This window comes from Streptomyces sp. CA-146814 (assembly GCF_050942385.1).
Taxonomy (GTDB): Bacteria; Actinomycetota; Actinomycetes; order Streptomycetales; family Streptomycetaceae; genus Streptomyces.
In genome coordinates this window covers 2,576,413-2,592,831 of sequence record NZ_CP192068.1, presented here as the reverse complement: position 1 = coordinate 2,592,831, position 16,419 = coordinate 2,576,413, and the positions used below count along the sequence as shown (strand labels likewise).

The window sequence follows — 16,419 nt, the reverse complement described above, 5'->3', positions numbered from 1 at the left end:
CGCATGTCATCGTACCGGGCGAGGTGGCCCGGCCGGTGTGAGAGTTCCCTGGCGTGCGACCCTGCGTGCGCCCCCTCGGCACCAGGTGGTGGTGACGGCATGGCAGTTCGGGCAGAGCAGCCGGAGGTTCTCGGCCCGGTCGTCGCTCCAGTCGCCGTTGACGTGGTCGATCTCCAGGGTGATAGGCGATCCGCGCCAGACCGGCTCGGTTCCGCACTCGTCGCACTGCTCGGCGATGCCGATCTCACGCAGGGCCCTGCGGAGCAGAACCGTCCTCGTGCGATGGCTGCCGGCGTGTTTCACCAGCACTTCCTCGGGGCGCCTGGCAGGGGTCGGGCCCGGCCTGCCACGCTGGTGTGCCTGACCGAGGAAGTGCGAGGTCGACAGGGACTCCTCGGCGATCCACTGCCGTAGAAGCTTCCGCTGGTGCCCGTTCGCGGGGCGCCCGAGTCTGCGGAGCAGCTCTGCGACGGAGCGTGAGGCCGCCACAGCCTCACGGAGCGTGTCCCGCGAGGGGCGTGAGGCTGCGGTGTGCGAGCCGCAGTGCCTGAAGTGGGAGACATCGATCCCGAAGTGGGCGAACCGCCTCAGCAGATGACGGTGGAGCTTCGCGTAAGGACGAGTACCCAGGAACACGATGACCTCGTCGATGTCCGAACAACGCTCCGCGGCCTCGACCAGCCGCTCGCGGGTGTACCGCTGTCTCTGGTTCACCTGCCGCCGCCATGCCCGGCACGAGGCCCCTTGCCGCGGCCGCGATACGTGTCCGTCGCCGAATGGCAGTTGGGGCAGAGCAGCCGCAGATTCTCCGGACGGTTGTCGCTCCACCTGCCGTTGATGTGGTCCACCTCCAGCGGGAGCGGCCGACCGCGCCAGAGCGGTTCCGTTCCGCAGAGGGCACAGTGCTCCGCCACGCCGAGCGAGGCCATGGCGGCCTTGAGGCGGGAGCTGGGAATGCGGCGAGGGTGTGGCGAGTAGTCGTCCACCAGCAGCTTTTCGGGCGGAAGGTGACGCTTCGTCGTCCCGGCGCGCGAGGGCGGGGCGAAGTGTGAGGTGTCGATGCCGTACGCCTTGATGCGTCTGCTGATGTTGCTGTGGTGGCCCCCCACGGCCTCCAGGCCGAGGCGCCGCAAGACGTCGTAGACGCTGGTCGACAGGGCGACCACGGGCACCAGTACTTCTCTGGTCCAGCGAGTGCCCTCGCGTTCGAAGTGTTCCGTGGCTATGCCCATCTTCCGCATGCGGTCACGGACATACCGCCGCGTCGGACTCTTCGGATCCACCCCGAGCTTCGCCAGCGCCTCCGAGAGCGTCCGCGACGACGAGGCCGCCTCCGCCAGCCGCTCCCGCGTGTACGGGCTGTTCCCCATGCCTCTGCCCCCTCCGACTCCGGCCGCACGTTCGCAGCCTCGTACGGAGTAACGAACCGTTTATCGGATGGTTACGTCCGGAATTCGGAGGGGGCAGGCAAGGCGGACGGCCTCAGAACTTCGGTTCAGGCGCCTGCGCCTGGACCAGTTCCGCCGCCTCCTCGTCCGTCTCGACCGACGGCGGTGAGCCGATCAGCGGCTGCTGGGCGGTCTCCTTCATGCAGGCCACCGCGATCACGCCGATCAGGGCCGCCGCCATCGCGTAGTACGCCGGCATCAGGTTCGAGCCCGTCCAGCTGATCAGGGCCGTGATCACCAGCGGGGTCGTGCCGCCGAAGATCGACGCCGAGAGGTTGTAGCCGACCGACAGGGAGCCGTAGCGGACGTGGGTCGGGAACAGGGCCGGGAGGGCCGCCGACATCGTGCCGAGCATGCAGACCAGCGAGAGGCCCAGCATCAGCATGCCGACCGTGATCGGGAGGATGCCGTCGATGCGGATCAGGAGGAACGCGGGGAGGGAGAGGAAGAGGAAGCCCAGCATGCCGGTCATGAGGAGCGGCTTGCGGCCGAAGCGGTCGGAGAGCTTGCCGACCTGGCTGATGATCGTCATCAGGAAGAGCATCACCGCGAGCAGGATCAGCAGCCCGTGCGTCTCGCTGTAGCCGAGCTCGTCGGAGAGGTACGTCGGCATGTACGACAGCAGCATGTAGTCCGTGATGTTGTACGCGCCCACCAGGCAGATGCAGAGGATCAGCGTCGGCCAGTACTGCCGGAAGATCTTGGCCAGGTCCCCCTTCGCCGTGGCCTCAACGCCGTCCGCCGCCTCGGTCGCGTGCGCCGTGCCGCCCTCCAGCTTCTGGAAGGCCGGGGTCTCGTCCAGCTTCAGTCGCAGGTAGAGGCCGACCAGGCCCAGCGGGCCCGCGACGAGGAACGGGATCCTCCACCCCCAGGCCTCCATCTGCGCGTCGTTCAGCAGGGCGTACAGGGCCGTCACGAGGCCCGCCGCGCCGACGTAGCCGGCCAGGGTCCCGAACTCCAGGAAGCTGCCGAAGAAGCCGCGCCGCTTGTCGGGGGCGTACTCGGCGATGAACGTGGACGCGCCCCCGTACTCACCGCCCGTCGAGAAGCCCTGGAGCATCCGGAAGAAGATCAGCAGGACCGCGGCCCACACGCCGATCGTGTCGTGCGACGGGATCAGGCCGATGGCGAACGTGCCGACCGCCATCAGGATCATCGTCAGCGCGAGGACCTTCTTGCGGCCGACCTTGTCACCCATCGGGCCGAAGAACATGCCGCCGAGCGGGCGTACGAGGAAGGCCACCGCGAAGGTCGCGAAGGAGGAGAGGAGCTGGGTCGTCTCGTTGTCGGACGGGAAGAACACCTGGCCGATCGTCACGGCCAGGTAGGAGTAGATCCCGAAGTCGAACCACTCCATGGCGTTGCCCAGCGACGCCGCTTTCACCGCGCGCTTCACCGCGGCGTCGTCCGTGACGGTGATGTCCGTCCGGCGCAGCCGCGGGTTCTTGCGCTTCCGGGCGGCCCGGAAGAGCGCAGGGTGGCGTTTGACCGCTGAGGGGTCGGCCGCCTGGTGGGGGTCGGGGGCCGCCATGGCCGGGTCCTTTCCTCGCAGGGTGTTCCAGGAAAGGCTTCTGCGCGGTCGTGGCGGTCGCAAACCGACTTCACGGTCCGATGCGACGTCCGTCACATGATCTCGACATCATTCCGGGGCAGGCGCACGGGCTGCGCGTGCTCCGCCGCCGTACGGGAGGGCGTCCGGGCCGCCTCGCCCCGGATGGCCCATCCGGGGCGAGGCGGAGCCGGGAGGGGCCGGGTCAGATGCCCAGGTCCCTGATGATCTTGGCCACGTGGCCGGTCGCCTTGACGTTGTAGAAGGCGTGCTCGACCTTGCCGTCCGCGTCCACGACGACGGTGGAGCGGATGACGCCCGTCACCACCTTGCCGTACAGCTTCTTCTCGCCGAAGGCGCCGTACGCCTCCAGGGTCTCCTTGGGCGGGTCGCCGACCAGCGTGACCTTGAGGTTCTCCTGCTCGCGGAACTTGGCGAGCTTCTCCGGCTTGTCCGGGGAGACGCCGATGACGTCGTAGCCGGCGCCCGCCAGGAGGTCGAGGTTGTCCGTGAAGTCGCAGGCCTGCTTGGTGCAGCCGGGGGTAAGAGCAGCCGGGTAGAAGTAGACGATGACCTTGCGGCCCTTGTGGTCCGCGAGCGAGACCTCGTTGCCGTCGGCGTCGGGAAGGGTGAAGGCGGGAGCGGGGTCGCCGGGCTTGAGTCGCTCGCTCATGTGGTTCTCCTCGGGTGGTGCACGGGTCGGACGGGACCGAGCGTAATAGGGGTGCCGTCGGGTGCGCGGGGGTTCGAGCTGACAGACTGTCGACGAAGGTTCAGAAGAAGGTTTACCGGAGACACGACCACGGAGGCGGCGCAGTGTCGGATGCCAGGACCCCTGCGCAGATCGAGGCGGACATCATCAGCAGGCGCGAGCAGCTCGCTGTGGTGCTCGACGAGATCGGTGTGCGGGTACACCCGAAGACGATCGTCGGCGACGCGAAGGCCAAGGCGGCCCAGACCGTCGACCGGACGGCCGGCCGCGCGTTCGTCGCGGTGAATCGCTCGGTGTCGCAGGTGAAGGCGCAGTTCGTCGCGGTGGACGGTTCGCCGCGGCTGGAGCGGGTGATTCCCGCCGCGCTGCTGGTGGTGGGTGTGGTGGGGCTGATCACGGTCTCCAAGCGCCGCGGGTGACGGACCCGTCCGCCCGGGAGGCGCGCGGGCGGCACGGCCCCCTCAGGCGTGCGCGCCGGTGCGGTGACGGTAGGTTGCGGGCGTGAGCGACAACACCCACGGCAAGATCCACGGCAGCCCGCGCGACGACGACAAGCTGCCCATCCGCATGCTGCACGACCGCGTCCTGGTGCGGAACGACACCGCCGAGGGCGAGCGGCGTTCCGGCGGCGGCATCCTGATCCCGGCGACGGCCGCGGTGGGCCGCCGGCTCGCCTGGGGCGCGGTCGTCGCGGTCGGCCAGAACGTGCGGACGGTGGAGCCCGGGGACCGGGTGCTGTACGACCCCGAGGACCGTGCCGAGGTCGAGGTGCGGGGCGTGGCGTACGTGCTGATGCGCGAGCGCGACCTGCACGCGGTGGCGGCGGACCGGTTCGAGGGGTCGGTGGACTCGACCGGGCTGTATCTGTAGGCCATCTGCGGGACGTACGGCTGAGGGCCTGGTGACCATGGTCACCAGGCCCTCCTGCCATTCCTTGCTACGGTGGAACCACCCCGACGAGACGCGCCGTACCGGGCAGGCAAAGACGACGCATCCGTGTTCGTTCACGCGCTCGCGCGTTGTCGTCGGAGGTTTCCATGGCCTGGGTTCTGTTGATCGTCGCCGGTCTGCTCGAAGTGGGCTGGTCGATCGGGATGAAGTACACCGAGGGGTTCACCCGGCTCTGGCCGAGCGTGTTCACCGGTCTCGGGATCGTGGCGAGCATGGTGTTGCTGTCCCACGCCGCGAAGACGCTGCCGATCGGTACGGCGTACGGGGTGTGGGTCGGTATCGGCGCGGCCGGTGCGGCGATCCTCGGCATGGTCGTGCTGAACGAGCCGGTGACCGCCGCCCGGATCTTCTTCGTCTGTCTGCTGCTGGTGGCCGTGGTCGGGCTGAAGGCGACCTCCGGGCACTGAGGGGTGCCCGGAGGGGCGGGCTCACTCGCCCTGTTCGCGGCCGCCGCGGACCCCTTCGATGAGGCCGCCGCCGAGGGCTCCCGTACCGTCGTCGCCGTTGTCTCCGTCGGTGCCGCCCTCGGTGCCGGTTCCCGTTCCGCCGTCGCCGGTGTCCCCGGTCGTCGTCCCGCCGTCCGTCCCTCCGTCCGTTCCGCCCGTCGCGCCGCCGGTGGTGCCCGTGGTGCCGTCGCCGTTGCCCGGCGGGGTGGACGGGGCGGGGGCGGTGGGGGCCGAGGGGGTGGCTGTGGTGCTGGGAGTGCTGGGGGAGTCGGTGCCGTCCGGGGCGTCCGGGTCGGTGACGCTGTCGGTTCCGTCCTCGCCGGGCTCCTGGGGTTCGTCGGAGCCGGGGGCCGTCCGGAGGTCGAACTCCTGGGCCGGTGAGGAGCGCAGGGCCGCTTCCGTGTAGGCGGCCCAGGTCTCCGCCGGTACGCCGCCGCCGTTGACGCGGTCCAGGCCGAGGGCTCCGTACAGCGGGGTCTGGACGCCGGATTCGGGGTTCTGGCCCATCACGGCGACGACGGTCGCGAGGTCGGGCGTGTACCCGGCGAACCAGGCGGCCTTGTCCTCCTCGGCGGTGCCCGTCTTGCCGACGGCGGGGCGGCCGGCGGCCTGGGCGGCGGAGCCGGTGCCGCCTTCGACGACGGAGCGCAGGAGTGCGGTGGTGGTGTCGGCGGCCTCGCGGGTGATGGCCTGTTCGGTCGTGCGGTCGGGCAGTTCGATCTCGGTGCCGTCCTTGGTGACCTTGTCGACGAGGGTGTACGGGCCGTGCCGGCCGTGGTTGGCGAGCGTCGCGTACGCCTCGGTGAGGTCCAGGACGCTGGCGGTGGCGGGGCCGAGCGCGATGGAGGGGGAGGCGGTGAGGTCGGGGGTGGTCTTCGGGATGCCGAGCGCGACGGCGGTGTCGCGCACCTTCTCCGGGCCGACGTCCTGGGCCATCTGCGCGTAGACGGCGTTGACGGACTTGTCGGTGGCGGTGCGGACGGTGATCTGCCCGTAGTCGACGTCGTCCTCGTTGGCGGGGTCGTAACCGGTGGAGCCCTGCGGGCCCTGGACGGTCCGCTTGTTGGTGCCGTCGTAGTACGTCTCCGGGGTGATGCGCCGGCCGTCCTGGGTGGTGGAGCCGCCCGCGATGGCGGCGGTGAAGACGAACGGCTTGAAGGTGGAGCCGACCTGGTAGTCGCGGCGGGTGGCGTTGTTGACGTATTGCTGGGTGTAGTCGACGCCGCCGTACATCGCGACGACCTCGCCGGTCTGCGGGACGATGGAGGCGCCGCCGACGCGCACGTTCCTGTCCGGCTCGCGGTCGTCGCTGCGCTTCTTCATCACGTTGTCCTTGACCGCCGCGACGAAGGCGTCCTGCTTCTTCTTGTCGAGGGTGGTGGTGATGCGGTGGCCGCCGGTGGCGAGGGTCTCCTCGTCGATGATGCCGTTGCCGGTGAGGTACTCCTCGACGGCCTGCACCAGGTAGCCGCGCTGGCCGGAGAGGCCGGTGGAGGGCTTGGCCTCGCCGGGGACCGGGAATTCGGTCGTGGACCGTTCGCCGGAGTCGAGCCAGCCTTCCTTGACCATGCCGTCCAGGACGTAGTTCCAGCGGCTCAGCGCCGCGGGCTTGCTGTCGGGGTGGGCGACGACGTCGTACGCGCTGGGAGCGTTGAGGAGCGAGGCGAGGTACGCGCCTTCGGCGGTGGTGAGGTCCTCGACGTTCTTGCCGTAGTACGCCTGGGCGGCGGCCTGGATGCCGTAGGCGTTGCGGCCGAAGTAGCTGGTGTTGAGGTAGCCCTCGAAGATCTGGTCCTTGCTCTGCTCGCGGTTGAGCTTGATCGCGATGAAGAACTCCTTGGCCTTGCGGACGACGGTCCGTTCCTGGCCGAGGTAGTAGTTCTTGACGTACTGCTGGGTGATGGTGGACCCGCCCTGCTTGCCCTTGCCGGTCACGGTGTTCCAGCCGGCCCGGAACATGGCCCGTACGTCGACGGCGGGCTGGCTGTAGAAGTCGCGGTCCTCGGCGGCGAGTACGGCCTGCTGGACGGTGGCGGGCACCTGGGAGAGCTTGATCTTCTCCCGGTTCACCTCGCCGTCGCGGGCCAGGACGGTGCCGTCCTTGTAGAAGTAGACGTTGGACTGCGCGTCGGCGCCGGCGTTGGCGGCCGGGATGTCGACGAGCTGGTATCCGGCGAAGAACCCGCCGACGAGGAGGAGTCCGGCCACCAGGGCGCTCCCGAGGACAATCCGCCAGGTCGGGACGAGGCGGCGCCAGCCGGTCCGCTTGGGGCGTTTCGTGCGCCCCTTCTTCTTCCCGTTCCCGGATGCGCTCCCTTGCGCGCCCTCGGCGGCCCCGGGGCTTGCGGAGGCGGCTGAGGGGTCCCGAGGGGCCCAGGTCTGGTGCTCGTCGCTCATGTCGGTGCGGGCTCCTCGGGTGCGGTCGGTGATCCCATAGTGCCCGTTTCGCCGGGAAACCCTCGTATCATCCTCCGATCTCCCTCGTTCTTCCGTCTTCGCGCCCCTCGAAAAGCCGTCGCGGCGGCCTCCGCCCGTGCACTAGGGTCGTGCGCTTTGGTGTCCGGAACCGGGAGTGGACCCTTCCGGTGGCGGCGGGTGCGGGGGAGAGGGGACGGCGTGCGGCTGTACGCAGTGGTGGCGGCGGGCGGGTTCCGGCGCTACGCCACCTACCGGACGGCGACGGCCGCGGGGGTGTTCACCAACACCGTCTTCGGCTTCATCCTGGCGTACACCTACATCGCCCTGTGGGACGCAAGACCGCAGCTCGGCGGGTACGACATGGCCCAGGCGCTGGCGTACGTCTGGATCGGGCAGGGCCTCCTGGCGGCCTGCGCGATGATGGGCGGCGGCTTCGAGGACGAGCTGACGGAGCGGATCCGTACGGGCGACATCGCCGTGGACCTGTACCGCCCGGTGGACCTCCAGCTGTGGTGGCTGGCGGGCGACCTGGGCCGGGCGGCGTTCCAGTTGATGGGGCGCGGGGTGGTGCCGATGCTCGCGGGGGCGCTCGCCTTCGACATCGCGCTCCCCGGCTCGGCGTGGATCTGGCCGGCGTTCCTGCTTTCCGTGCTGCTGGGCATCATCGTGAGCTTCGCCGTGCGCTACCTGGTCGCGCTGTCGGCGTTCTGGCTGCTGGACGGCGCGGGCGCGAGCCAGATGGCCTGGCTGCTGGGGCTGTTCTTCTCCGGGATGCTGCTGCCGCTGCCGCTCTTTCCGGGCCTGCTGGGCGAGGTGGCCCGGATGCTGCCGTGGTCCTCGCTGCTCCAGATCCCGGCCGATGTGTACCTCGGCAAGCACACGGGGTGGGGGCTGGTGGAGGCGTACGCGTTCCAGGGGGCCTGGGCGGTGGCGCTGCTGCTGGCGGGGCGGCTGCTCCAGTCCGTGGCGACGAGGAGGGTGGTGGTGCAGGGTGGCTGAGACGGTGGCGGTGCGGCCGGAGGAGGGCCGGGAGCCGGGAGGCTCCGCGTACTTCGCTTACGAGGAGCGGCCCCGGCTGCTGGAGGGGCTGCGGGCGTACGGGCTGATCGTGGCGATGTGGGTGCGCTCGACGATGGCGTACCGGGCCTCGTTCGTTATGACGACGTTCGGGAACCTCGCGGTGACGGCGTTCGACTTCCTCACGATCGTGCTGATGTTCACCCACGTCGACGCACTGGGCGGCTACACGCTCCCGGAGATCGCCCTGCTGTACGGGGTGTCCGCGACGGCGTTCGGCCTGTGCGACCTGCTGCTGGGATCGATGGAGCGGCTGGGCCGCCGGGTCCGGGACGGCACGCTCGACACCCTGCTCGTACGCCCGGTCCCGGTGCTGGCGCAGGTGGCGGCGGACCGGTTCGCGCTGCGTCGGCTCGGGCGGATCGTCCAGGGGCTCGCGGTGCTGGTCTACGCGCTGGTGACGCTGGACATCGCGTGGACGCCGCTGAAGGTAGTGATGCTGCCGGTGATGGTGATCAGCGGTGCGGCGGTCTTCGGCGCGGTCTTCGTGGCCGGGGCGGCGTTCCAGTTCGTCGCGCAGGACGCCTCGCAGGTGCAGAGCGCCTTCACGTACGGCGGGGCGACGCTGCTCCAGTACCCGCCGACGATCTTCGCGAAGGACCTGGTGCGCGGGGTGACGTTCGTGGTGCCGCTGGCCTTCGTCAGCTGGCTGCCGACGCTGTACGTGCTGGGCCGGGAGTATCCGCTGGACCTTCCGCAGTGGGTGGCGTTCCTGCCGCCGGTGGTGGCCGTGGCGTTCGGTGCGCTGGCCGGGCTGGCGTGGCGGGCGGCGCTGCGGACGTACCGGAGTACGGGCAGTTGAGGGAGAGGGAGTTGGGCATGGTGGACGGGTTCACGGAGCAGGGCACGGGTGGTGGCGGCTTCATCACCCTCGACGGTGTCGAGAAGGTCTTCCAGGTCCGGCGGAAGGCCGGCCCGCTGCGCCGGGAGCGGCACGAGGTGCGGGCCGTGGACGGCATCAGCTTCCAGGTCGCGCGCGGCGAGATGGTCGGCTACATCGGCCCGAACGGGGCCGGCAAGTCGACCACGATCAAGATGCTGACGGGCATCCTCACGCCGAGCGGCGGCCACCTGCGGGTGGCGGGCATCGACCCGTCCCGGGAACGTACGCGGCTCGCGCACCGTATCGGTGTGGTCTTCGGCCAGCGGACGACCCTCTGGTGGGACCTGCCGCTGCGCGACTCGTACCGGCTGATGCACCGCATGTACCGTATCCCGGACCGCCGTTACCGCGAGAACCTGGACCGCTGCGTCGAACAGCTCGACCTGGGCGCGTTGTTGGAGGTGCCGGTACGCCAGCTCTCCCTGGGTCAGCGGATGCGCGGCGACATCGCGGCGGCTCTCCTGCACGATCCGGAGGTGCTCTACCTGGACGAGCCGGCGATCGGCCTCGACGTGATCTCCAAGGCCAAAGTGCGGCAGTTCCTCAAGGAGTTGAACGCGGAGCGCGGGACCACGGTCCTGCTGACGACGCACGACCTGACCGACATCGAGCAGCTCTGCCGCCGGGTCATGGTGATCGACCACGGCCGTCTGATGTACGACGGTTCGCTCGCCGGTCTCCATGAGGTGGGGGAGAGCGAGCGGATGCTGGTGGTGGACCTGGAGCGCGAACTCCCGCCGATCTCCCTGGAGTCGGAGGGGGCCGGGTCGGGAGCGGGTCCGGTTCTGCGGGCGGTGAAGGTGGAGGGGGTACGCCAGTGGCTCGCCTTCCCCGCCTCCGCGTCGGCCGCTCCGCTGGTGGCGCGGATCGCGGCGGAGTACCCGCTGATGGACCTGTCGGTGCGGGAGCCGGACATCGAGGCCGTGATCGCGAGGATGTACGAGGCGGCGCCGTAGGCCGTCCGCCGTCCGCTGTTCGTTGGGAGCCGACGCGTGGACCTGCGTGGCCTGCGGGTCTGTGCCGGGAACGGGTCCGTTCAATAGGGTGCGCGATATGACAAGTGAACGTCCGGAGATGCGTGCTTCCGACGCTGAACGTGAGCGGATCGCCGAGTTGCTGAGAGAGGCCGTGGCCGAGGGCCGGCTGGATATGGACGAGTTCGAGCAGCGCCTCGACACGGCCTACAAGGCCCGTACGCACGGGGAGTTGGAGCCGCTCGTCAGCGACCTCCCGGCACCCGGCACGGCGGTGGCCCCGGTCGGCTCCTCCGCGCCCGCGCCGGTGCGCGGCTCGGCGACCGACTGGCCGGCCCGGATCGGTTCCACACCGACCTCCAAGGGCGGGTTCGCGCTCTGGGGCGGGTTCAACCGGCGGGGCCGCTGGACGGTGGCCCGGAAGTTCACGGCGTTCGCGCTGTGGGGCGGTGGCGAGATCGACCTGCGTGAGGCGGACTTCGAGGACCGCGAGGTGGTGATCCGCTGCTTCGCGATCATGGGCGGCATCCATGTGACCGCCCCGCCCGAGCTGAACGTGGACGTCCGGGGCGTCGGCATCATGGGCGGCTTCGGCGAGGGCCCGAACGAGGACGGCGAGACCGCGCCGCAGGCCCCGCGCGTCACGATCACCGGCCTGGCCCTGATGGGCGGCGTCGGCGTGGAGCGCAAGCGCACGAAGGCGGAGCGCCGCCGCCTGAAGGAGGCCGGGGAGGCGGAGCGGGCGGCCCGCCAGCGGCAGCGGCTGGAGGGCCCGGACGGAGGAGCGGGCGGCGGCGGCCGGAAGGAGCTGGGCTGAGGGGCCGGCGGAAGGAGCTGGGCTGAGGGGCGGTCGGCGGCGGGCTTACGGTCCGGGCTGAGTGCCAAGGTCCAGCGCCCGGGCCGAGTGTCCGGGCTGAGCGCCAAGGTCCAGCGCCCGGGCCGAGTGTCCGGGCGGGGGCCCCGCCACCCCCTACCCGTACGTCACCTCACAGCTCGTCGGACCTCGGCGTGCGGGCCCGCTCCAAGGACGTCAGGTCCACCCGCTCGCCGAGCGCCCGGTACCCGGCGTCGTTGAAGTGCAGGTGGTCGCCGAAGTCGTACGCGGCCACCACCCGGTTCGGCGCGGCGGGGTCGCGTACGGCCTCGTCGAAGTCGGCGTACGCGTCGAACACCGTTCCCGACCGGATCTGCTCGTTGACCGCGAGCCGTACGGCGTTGCGCTCGGGCGTCCAGGTGGGGAAGCCCTCGAACGGGGTCAGGGTCGTGCCGACGACCGTCAGCCCGCGGGCCCGCGCCTGCTCGGCGAGGGTGCGCAGGCCGGCGACGATGCGCCCGGCGTCGGGCTCCTGCGGGTCCTGCTGCACGTCGTTGATGCCGAGGGCGACGATCACGGTGTGCGCCCCGGCGACCGAGAGCACGTCCCGCTCGAACCGGACGATCCCGGGCTGGCCCGCGGAGCCCTCGGTGAGGAGCCGGTTGCCCGCGATACCCGCGTTGGCGACCCCGTACCGGCCGCCGAGGCGGTCCGCGAGGACGTCCGTCCAGCGGGAGTTGGCGTCGGTGGTGGAGCCGCTGCCCGCCGTCAGGGAGTCACCGATGACGACGACGGTGCCGGGCACGGCCTCGTTGCGGACGTCCACGGCGGTGAGGTAGCGCCACTTGGTGGTGGACCAGGTGGTGCGGCCGTCGGTCAGGGAGGACGTCTGGTGGGTGTTCGGGTGGTAGGTGACCGGGCCGCTCGCGCGCGGGGTGCGGAAGTCGACCCGGAGGTCGGCGTCGGGCGCGACCGGCACGGTGACCGGGTCGCTGACGACCTGCCCGCCCGCCGCGATGGTGACGGAGGCGGCGCCGCCGAAGGTCACCGGCCGGGTGTTGACGGTGGCCTGGTCGACGAGGAGCGGTGCGGTGCCGAAGAGGTTGGAGAGCGTGATCCGTGCGGCGTCCCCGCCGACGCTGGTGTGCACGACGTTACGGATGGTGCTGCCGGGAAACCCGTTGTCCGCGTCCGGCTCCGCGCCGACGGGCGCGGTGGTCCAGGTGGCGACCCAGTTCCCGCCCGCGTTGGCCGGGGCGACCGGGTTGTGGGCCGCCGCCTGCGTCTGGGCCGGCGGCAGCGGGGCGGCGCCGGGGCCGGTGAACAGCGTCGTGGAGAGGACGGTGGCGACGGCGAGTACGGCGGTGCCCGCCAGTAGGGCGATGAGCAGGACGTACTCCTGGCGCCTGGGCATGGGCGGTGTTTCTCCTTGTGATGATCGTGCTGGTCCCATGATGCGACAGGCCGTGGGGAACTCGACATGCGCCCCGGGAGTAGGGGAAGTAGGGACAATGCGTACGTCGCGGGGGCGAGGCGTATGCGGACGGCTGGAACGGGTGGGACGGGTGGAGCGCATGGGACCGACCGGTTCCGGAGAGCAGGACGCGGTGCAGCAGTCAGGGCAGGACCCGGACTCCGGGGGACCGGAGTCCGGAGCACGGACCGACGCCCGCAAGGAGCTGGGCCCGGGAACGACGGGCGGCGGCTCAGGCACCGCGCCGACGGGCGGTGGCTCCGGCTCCGCACCGACCGGCGATGGCTCCGGCTCCCGTACCGGGAAGGGCGCCGCGCCCGGCCCCGGTCCGCTGGCCTCGTTCGCGTACACCGCCGCCGACGAGGAGAAACAGCGCGGCGTGCGGCGGATGAAGCTCACGGCGACCGGCCTCCTTCTGTTCGTCGCGCTGGTCTACGTCCTGGCCACCTGGGCGGAACACTCAGGGGTGAAGGGCTGGCCGGGCTACGTCGCGGCGGCTGCCGAGGCGGGGATGGTCGGCGCTCTGGCGGACTGGTTCGCCGTCACGGCGCTGTTCCGGCGCCCGCTCGGCCTGCCCATCCCCCACACCGCCATCATCCCCACCAAGAAGGATCAGCTAGGACAGTCCCTCGGTTCCTTCGTCGGCGAGAACTTTCTCTCCGGAGACGTGATTCGTGACCGAATTCACGCTCTGGGGGTCGGCCGCAAGGTCGGTGCCTGGCTCGCGGAGCCGGCCAACGCCGACCGGGTCACCGCCGAGTTGGCGACGGCACTGCGCGGCGCGCTGACGGTGCTGCGGGACTCCGACGTCCAGGCGGTCGTCGGTGAGGCCATCACCCGCCGGGCCAACGCGGTGGAGGTCGGCCCCGGTCTCGGCAAGATGCTGGAGCGGGTGGTGGAGGACGGCGGCCACCGCAAGGTCGTCGACCTCGTCTGCGTACGGGCGCACGACTGGCTGGTGGAGCACGGCGACTCGGTGATGGACGCGGTGCAGGGCGGGGCGCCGGGGTGGACGCCGCGGTTCGTGGACAAGCGGGTCGGGGAGCGGGTCTACAAGGAGCTGCTGCGGTTCGTCACGGAGATGCGGGACATGCCGGGCCACCCGGCGCGCGCCTCCATCGACACGTTCCTGACCGACTTCGCGGCCGACCTCCAGAGCGACGCCGACACCCGGGCCCGGGTGGAGCGGCTGAAGTCGGAGATCCTGGGCCGGAGCGAGGTGCAGGACGTCATCGCCTCGGCGTGGTCCTCCGTCCGTACGATGATCCTCGCGGCGGCCGAGGACGAGCGCAGCGAACTCCGGCTGCGGGCCCGGGCGTCGCTGATGTCGCTGGGCGCCAAGCTGGCGGGTGACGAGCGGCTCCAGCGCAAGGTCGACGGCTGGCTGGAGGACGCGGCGGTTTACGTGGTCACGCGGTACCGGGCCGAGATCACGTCGCTGATCAGCGAGACGGTGGCGAGCTGGGACGCGGACCAGACGTCGAAGAAGATCGAGGCGCACATCGGCCGTGACCTGCAGTTCATCCGCATCAACGGCACGGTGGTCGGCGCGCTGGCGGGGCTGGCGATCCACACGGTGTCGCGGGCGCTGGGCGGCTGATCCCGACTCCCGGCCGAGGTTTCCGGGTGCGTACCCGTCCTGTCGTACGGATACGCACCCGGCTTACACGGGGGAGTTGCCCGGTAGTACGGGGGCGGGGCGTCGGGTGTTCAACGGGGCGGGGACTTCTTTCGGGCCCCGGGTTCCTCGGCCCCCGGGTGGGCCTATGCGCGGCGGGTGACGGCCCACGAGGCGGCGGCCACGCCACCGGCGACGGCGAAGACGGCGGGCCAGGCACCGACCTTCTTGGCGAGCGGGTGCGACCCGGCGAAGGCGGCGACGTACGCGAGAGTCAGCGCGGTGGCCGTACGCGGCCCGGCCTGCCGGTTCCACTCGTACGCGGCGAGCGACCCGGCGGCGGCGAGCGTGACCCCGCCGAGCGGACGCTTTCCGGTCCACCGGGCGACGCCGTACCCTCCGACGAGCCCGCCCGCCGCCACCGCCGCTGCCGGAACCTTCGCCATCGCCGCCACCATCGCTTTCCTGTCCGTGATTCGGTGTCCTGACCGAGGCTAGCCTCTGGTGCGGCCGTGCCGACGGGCGGCCGCCGACGGGGCAGGGGGGCATCACATGGCAACGGGCACGACGCTGATCGAGGTCTTGGGCGAGGGCGAGGGTGCCCCGCCTGTACGTCTGTACGTCACCGACACCGGCGGCGGCACCGGCTGCCCGCCGCTGCTCCTGCTGCACGGCCTGGCCGGCCACAGCGGCGAATGGGACGCGCTGGCGGCCCGGTTCACGCCCACCCACCGCGTGGTCGCGTTCGACGCGCGGGGCAGCGGCGCCAGCACGCGACGCCCGGCGGACGTCTCGCGGGCGGCCCACGTACGGGACGTGGTCCAGGTCGCCGAGGCTCTCGGCCTGCCCGCCGGACGCCTGGTCCTGGTGGGTCAGTCCATGGGCGGGATCACCGCGCTGCTCACGGCGGCGGCCCACCCGGAGCTGGTGCGCGCGCTGGTCCTGATCGAGGCGGGCCCGGACGGCCCGAGCCCCGGGCTGCCGGCCACCATCGGCGCCTGGCTGGACTCGTGGCCGGTCCCGTTCCCGGACGCGGAGGCGGCGGCCGCGTTCTTCGGCGGCGGGGCGGCGGGCCGGGCCTGGGCGGCGGGTCTCGTCCCGGGCCCCGGCGGCCTGCATCCGCGCGTGGACCGGGACGTCATGGTGGCCACGGTCCAGGAGAACGCCCACCGCGACTTCTGGGACGCGTGGGACGAGGTGCGCTGCCCGGTGCTGGTGGTGCGGGCCGGGAAGGGGATGCTGAAGGAGCAGGAGGCGGACCGCATGGCCGAGCGCCGTCCGGGGACGCGGATCGCCGTGGTCCCGGACGCCGGGCATGACGTCCACCTGGACGATCCGGCGGCGGTGTACGGGGAGTTGGCGGCGTTCCTGGCGGAGGTGGACCAGGTGGGCCCGGAGACGGCGGTATAAGGTCTGACCCATTCCGACGAGGGGGGCCTCATGCCTGTACGTACGACTGCCCGAAGCGGCATACGCACAACCACGACCATCGCAACCGGCTTCCGTACCACGGCAGTTGCGGTCCTGGCGGCGGCCGCGCTGGTCTCCTGCACCCAGGGGCAGACCGACGGCGGCCTCCGCGCGGAGCCGTCCGCCACCGCGCCGCCGTCGGCCGACCCGGCGGAGAACGCCGACTCCGTGGAGAACGCCGACCAGGCCGAACAGGCGGCGGCCGAGGCCACGGAGGAGCCGACCGCGCCCGCCGAACCGGCCCCCGAGCTCGTACGCGACGCCTTCGCGACCCTCCAGGCCACACTGAACGACACCTGCACGCCGGGCGCGGGGGACTGCGCGTACTTCCTCGGCCGGGTCACCCAGGAGCTCACGGAGCTGGACGAGGCGATGCGTACGGACCCCAAGGGACCGGGCCACTTCAAGCAGCCGCTCGCGGACATGAAGGCGCTGTTCGGCAAGCTGGGCGAGGACCGGTCGACGCCGCACCTGGAGAAGCACTTCTCCGAGATCGTCGGGACTCGCGACGGCATCAACACATGGATGCAGGACCACCCGGACGACTACCGCTGAGCCGGCCGGAGGCGGACGGCGCCGGCCCGC

At 71.3% G+C, this 16,419-nt stretch carries 17 protein-coding genes and 1 riboswitch; of the genes, 10 read left to right on the top strand and 7 right to left on the bottom strand.

The window, feature by feature from the left end; genetic code table 11:
* Positions 1-6: 6 nt before the first annotated feature.
* From ACQP09_RS11440 to bcp, 4 genes are all read right to left on the bottom strand, one after another.
* Positions 7-714 (bottom strand): HNH endonuclease signature motif containing protein, encoded by a 708-nt coding sequence (locus tag ACQP09_RS11440; RefSeq protein WP_433398145.1) that lies wholly within the window; start codon positions 712-714, stop codon positions 7-9.
* Positions 711-1,370: an HNH endonuclease gene (locus ACQP09_RS11435; protein ID WP_433398143.1), complete on the bottom strand. Its 660-nt coding sequence runs from the start codon at positions 1,368-1,370 to the stop codon at positions 711-713. Before ACQP09_RS11435 ends, ACQP09_RS11440 begins: the two co-directional genes overlap by 4 nt.
* A 112-nt stretch (positions 1,371-1,482) precedes the next feature.
* Positions 1,483-2,979, bottom strand: coding sequence for a glycine betaine/L-proline transporter ProP (gene proP / locus ACQP09_RS11430; protein WP_433398142.1), 1,497 nt, complete (start codon positions 2,977-2,979; stop codon positions 1,483-1,485).
* Positions 2,980-3,202: 223 nt separating this feature from the next.
* Complete coding sequence (gene bcp, locus ACQP09_RS11425) at positions 3,203-3,670, bottom strand: thioredoxin-dependent thiol peroxidase (RefSeq protein WP_433398140.1); 468 nt, start codon at positions 3,668-3,670, stop codon at positions 3,203-3,205.
* A 143-nt stretch (positions 3,671-3,813) separates the two neighbouring features.
* On the opposite strand from bcp, the gene ACQP09_RS11420 reads away from it, so the two are divergent.
* The 3 genes from ACQP09_RS11420 to ACQP09_RS11410 all read left to right on the top strand — a co-directional run bounded on the left by ACQP09_RS11420 (position 3,814) and on the right by ACQP09_RS11410 (position 5,067).
* Positions 3,814-4,128, top strand: coding sequence for a DUF3618 domain-containing protein (locus ACQP09_RS11420; protein WP_433398138.1), 315 nt, complete (start codon positions 3,814-3,816; stop codon positions 4,126-4,128).
* Positions 4,129-4,276: 148 nt separating this feature from the next.
* The gene (locus tag ACQP09_RS11415) at positions 4,277-4,579 is read left to right on the top strand and encodes a GroES family chaperonin (protein WP_203611033.1); all 303 of its coding nucleotides are present in this window, start codon (positions 4,277-4,279) and stop codon (positions 4,577-4,579) included.
* 66 nt (positions 4,580-4,645) lie between these two features.
* A riboswitch (guanidine-III (ykkC-III) riboswitch) is annotated at positions 4,646-4,704 on the top strand.
* A gap of 42 nt (positions 4,705-4,746) precedes the next feature.
* The gene (locus tag ACQP09_RS11410; RefSeq protein ID WP_018512395.1) at positions 4,747-5,067 is read left to right on the top strand and encodes a DMT family transporter; all 321 of its coding nucleotides are present in this window, start codon (positions 4,747-4,749) and stop codon (positions 5,065-5,067) included.
* A 21-nt stretch (positions 5,068-5,088) separates the two neighbouring features.
* Here the strand turns inward: ACQP09_RS11410 and ACQP09_RS11405 are convergent, their stop codons facing one another.
* The gene (locus tag ACQP09_RS11405; RefSeq protein ID WP_433398136.1) at positions 5,089-7,503 is read right to left on the bottom strand and encodes a transglycosylase domain-containing protein; all 2,415 of its coding nucleotides are present in this window, start codon (positions 7,501-7,503) and stop codon (positions 5,089-5,091) included.
* A 219-nt stretch (positions 7,504-7,722) separates the two neighbouring features.
* On the opposite strand from ACQP09_RS11405, the gene ACQP09_RS11400 reads away from it, so the two are divergent.
* From ACQP09_RS11400 to ACQP09_RS11385, 4 genes are all read left to right on the top strand, one after another.
* Positions 7,723-8,523: an ABC transporter permease gene (locus ACQP09_RS11400; protein ID WP_433398135.1), complete on the top strand. Its 801-nt coding sequence runs from the start codon at positions 7,723-7,725 to the stop codon at positions 8,521-8,523.
* A complete protein-coding gene (locus tag ACQP09_RS11395; protein ID WP_433398133.1) occupies positions 8,516-9,403 on the top strand; it encodes an ABC transporter permease in 888 nt (295 codons plus the stop codon). The genes ACQP09_RS11400 and ACQP09_RS11395 overlap by 8 nt, the downstream gene beginning before the upstream one ends.
* Before the next feature lie 17 nt (positions 9,404-9,420).
* Positions 9,421-10,440 carry an ABC transporter ATP-binding protein gene (locus ACQP09_RS11390; protein WP_433398131.1) on the top strand — a complete coding sequence of 340 codons (1,020 nt, stop codon included), beginning with the start codon at positions 9,421-9,423 and terminating at the stop codon, positions 10,438-10,440.
* 118 nt (positions 10,441-10,558) lie between these two features.
* Positions 10,559-11,275 (top strand): DUF1707 SHOCT-like domain-containing protein, encoded by a 717-nt coding sequence (locus ACQP09_RS11385; protein ID WP_433406556.1) that lies wholly within the window; start codon positions 10,559-10,561, stop codon positions 11,273-11,275.
* Positions 11,276-11,444: 169 nt separating this feature from the next.
* On the opposite strand, the gene ACQP09_RS11380 is transcribed toward ACQP09_RS11385, so the two are convergent.
* Complete coding sequence (locus ACQP09_RS11380; RefSeq protein WP_433398129.1) at positions 11,445-12,686, bottom strand: SGNH/GDSL hydrolase family protein; 1,242 nt, start codon at positions 12,684-12,686, stop codon at positions 11,445-11,447.
* A gap of 160 nt (positions 12,687-12,846) precedes the next feature.
* On the opposite strand from ACQP09_RS11380, the gene ACQP09_RS11375 reads away from it, so the two are divergent.
* Positions 12,847-14,346, top strand: a complete 1,500-nt coding sequence (locus tag ACQP09_RS11375) for a DUF445 domain-containing protein (RefSeq protein ID WP_433398127.1) — start codon at positions 12,847-12,849, stop codon at positions 14,344-14,346.
* A 164-nt stretch (positions 14,347-14,510) separates the two neighbouring features.
* Here ACQP09_RS11375 and ACQP09_RS11370 read toward each other — a convergent pair whose 3' ends face one another.
* Positions 14,511-14,822: a hypothetical protein gene (locus ACQP09_RS11370; protein WP_433398125.1), complete on the bottom strand. Its 312-nt coding sequence runs from the start codon at positions 14,820-14,822 to the stop codon at positions 14,511-14,513.
* 94 nt (positions 14,823-14,916) lie between these two features.
* Here ACQP09_RS11370 and ACQP09_RS11365 point away from each other — a divergent pair, with 94 nt between their 5' ends.
* Both ACQP09_RS11365 and ACQP09_RS11360 read left to right on the top strand, forming a co-directional pair.
* Positions 14,917-15,774: an alpha/beta fold hydrolase gene (locus tag ACQP09_RS11365; RefSeq protein ID WP_433398123.1), complete on the top strand. Its 858-nt coding sequence runs from the start codon at positions 14,917-14,919 to the stop codon at positions 15,772-15,774.
* 30 nt (positions 15,775-15,804) lie between these two features.
* Entirely contained in the window at positions 15,805-16,389 is a 585-nt protein-coding gene (locus ACQP09_RS11360; RefSeq protein ID WP_433398121.1) for a hypothetical protein, read from the top strand.
* Positions 16,390-16,419 lie beyond the last annotated feature (30 nt).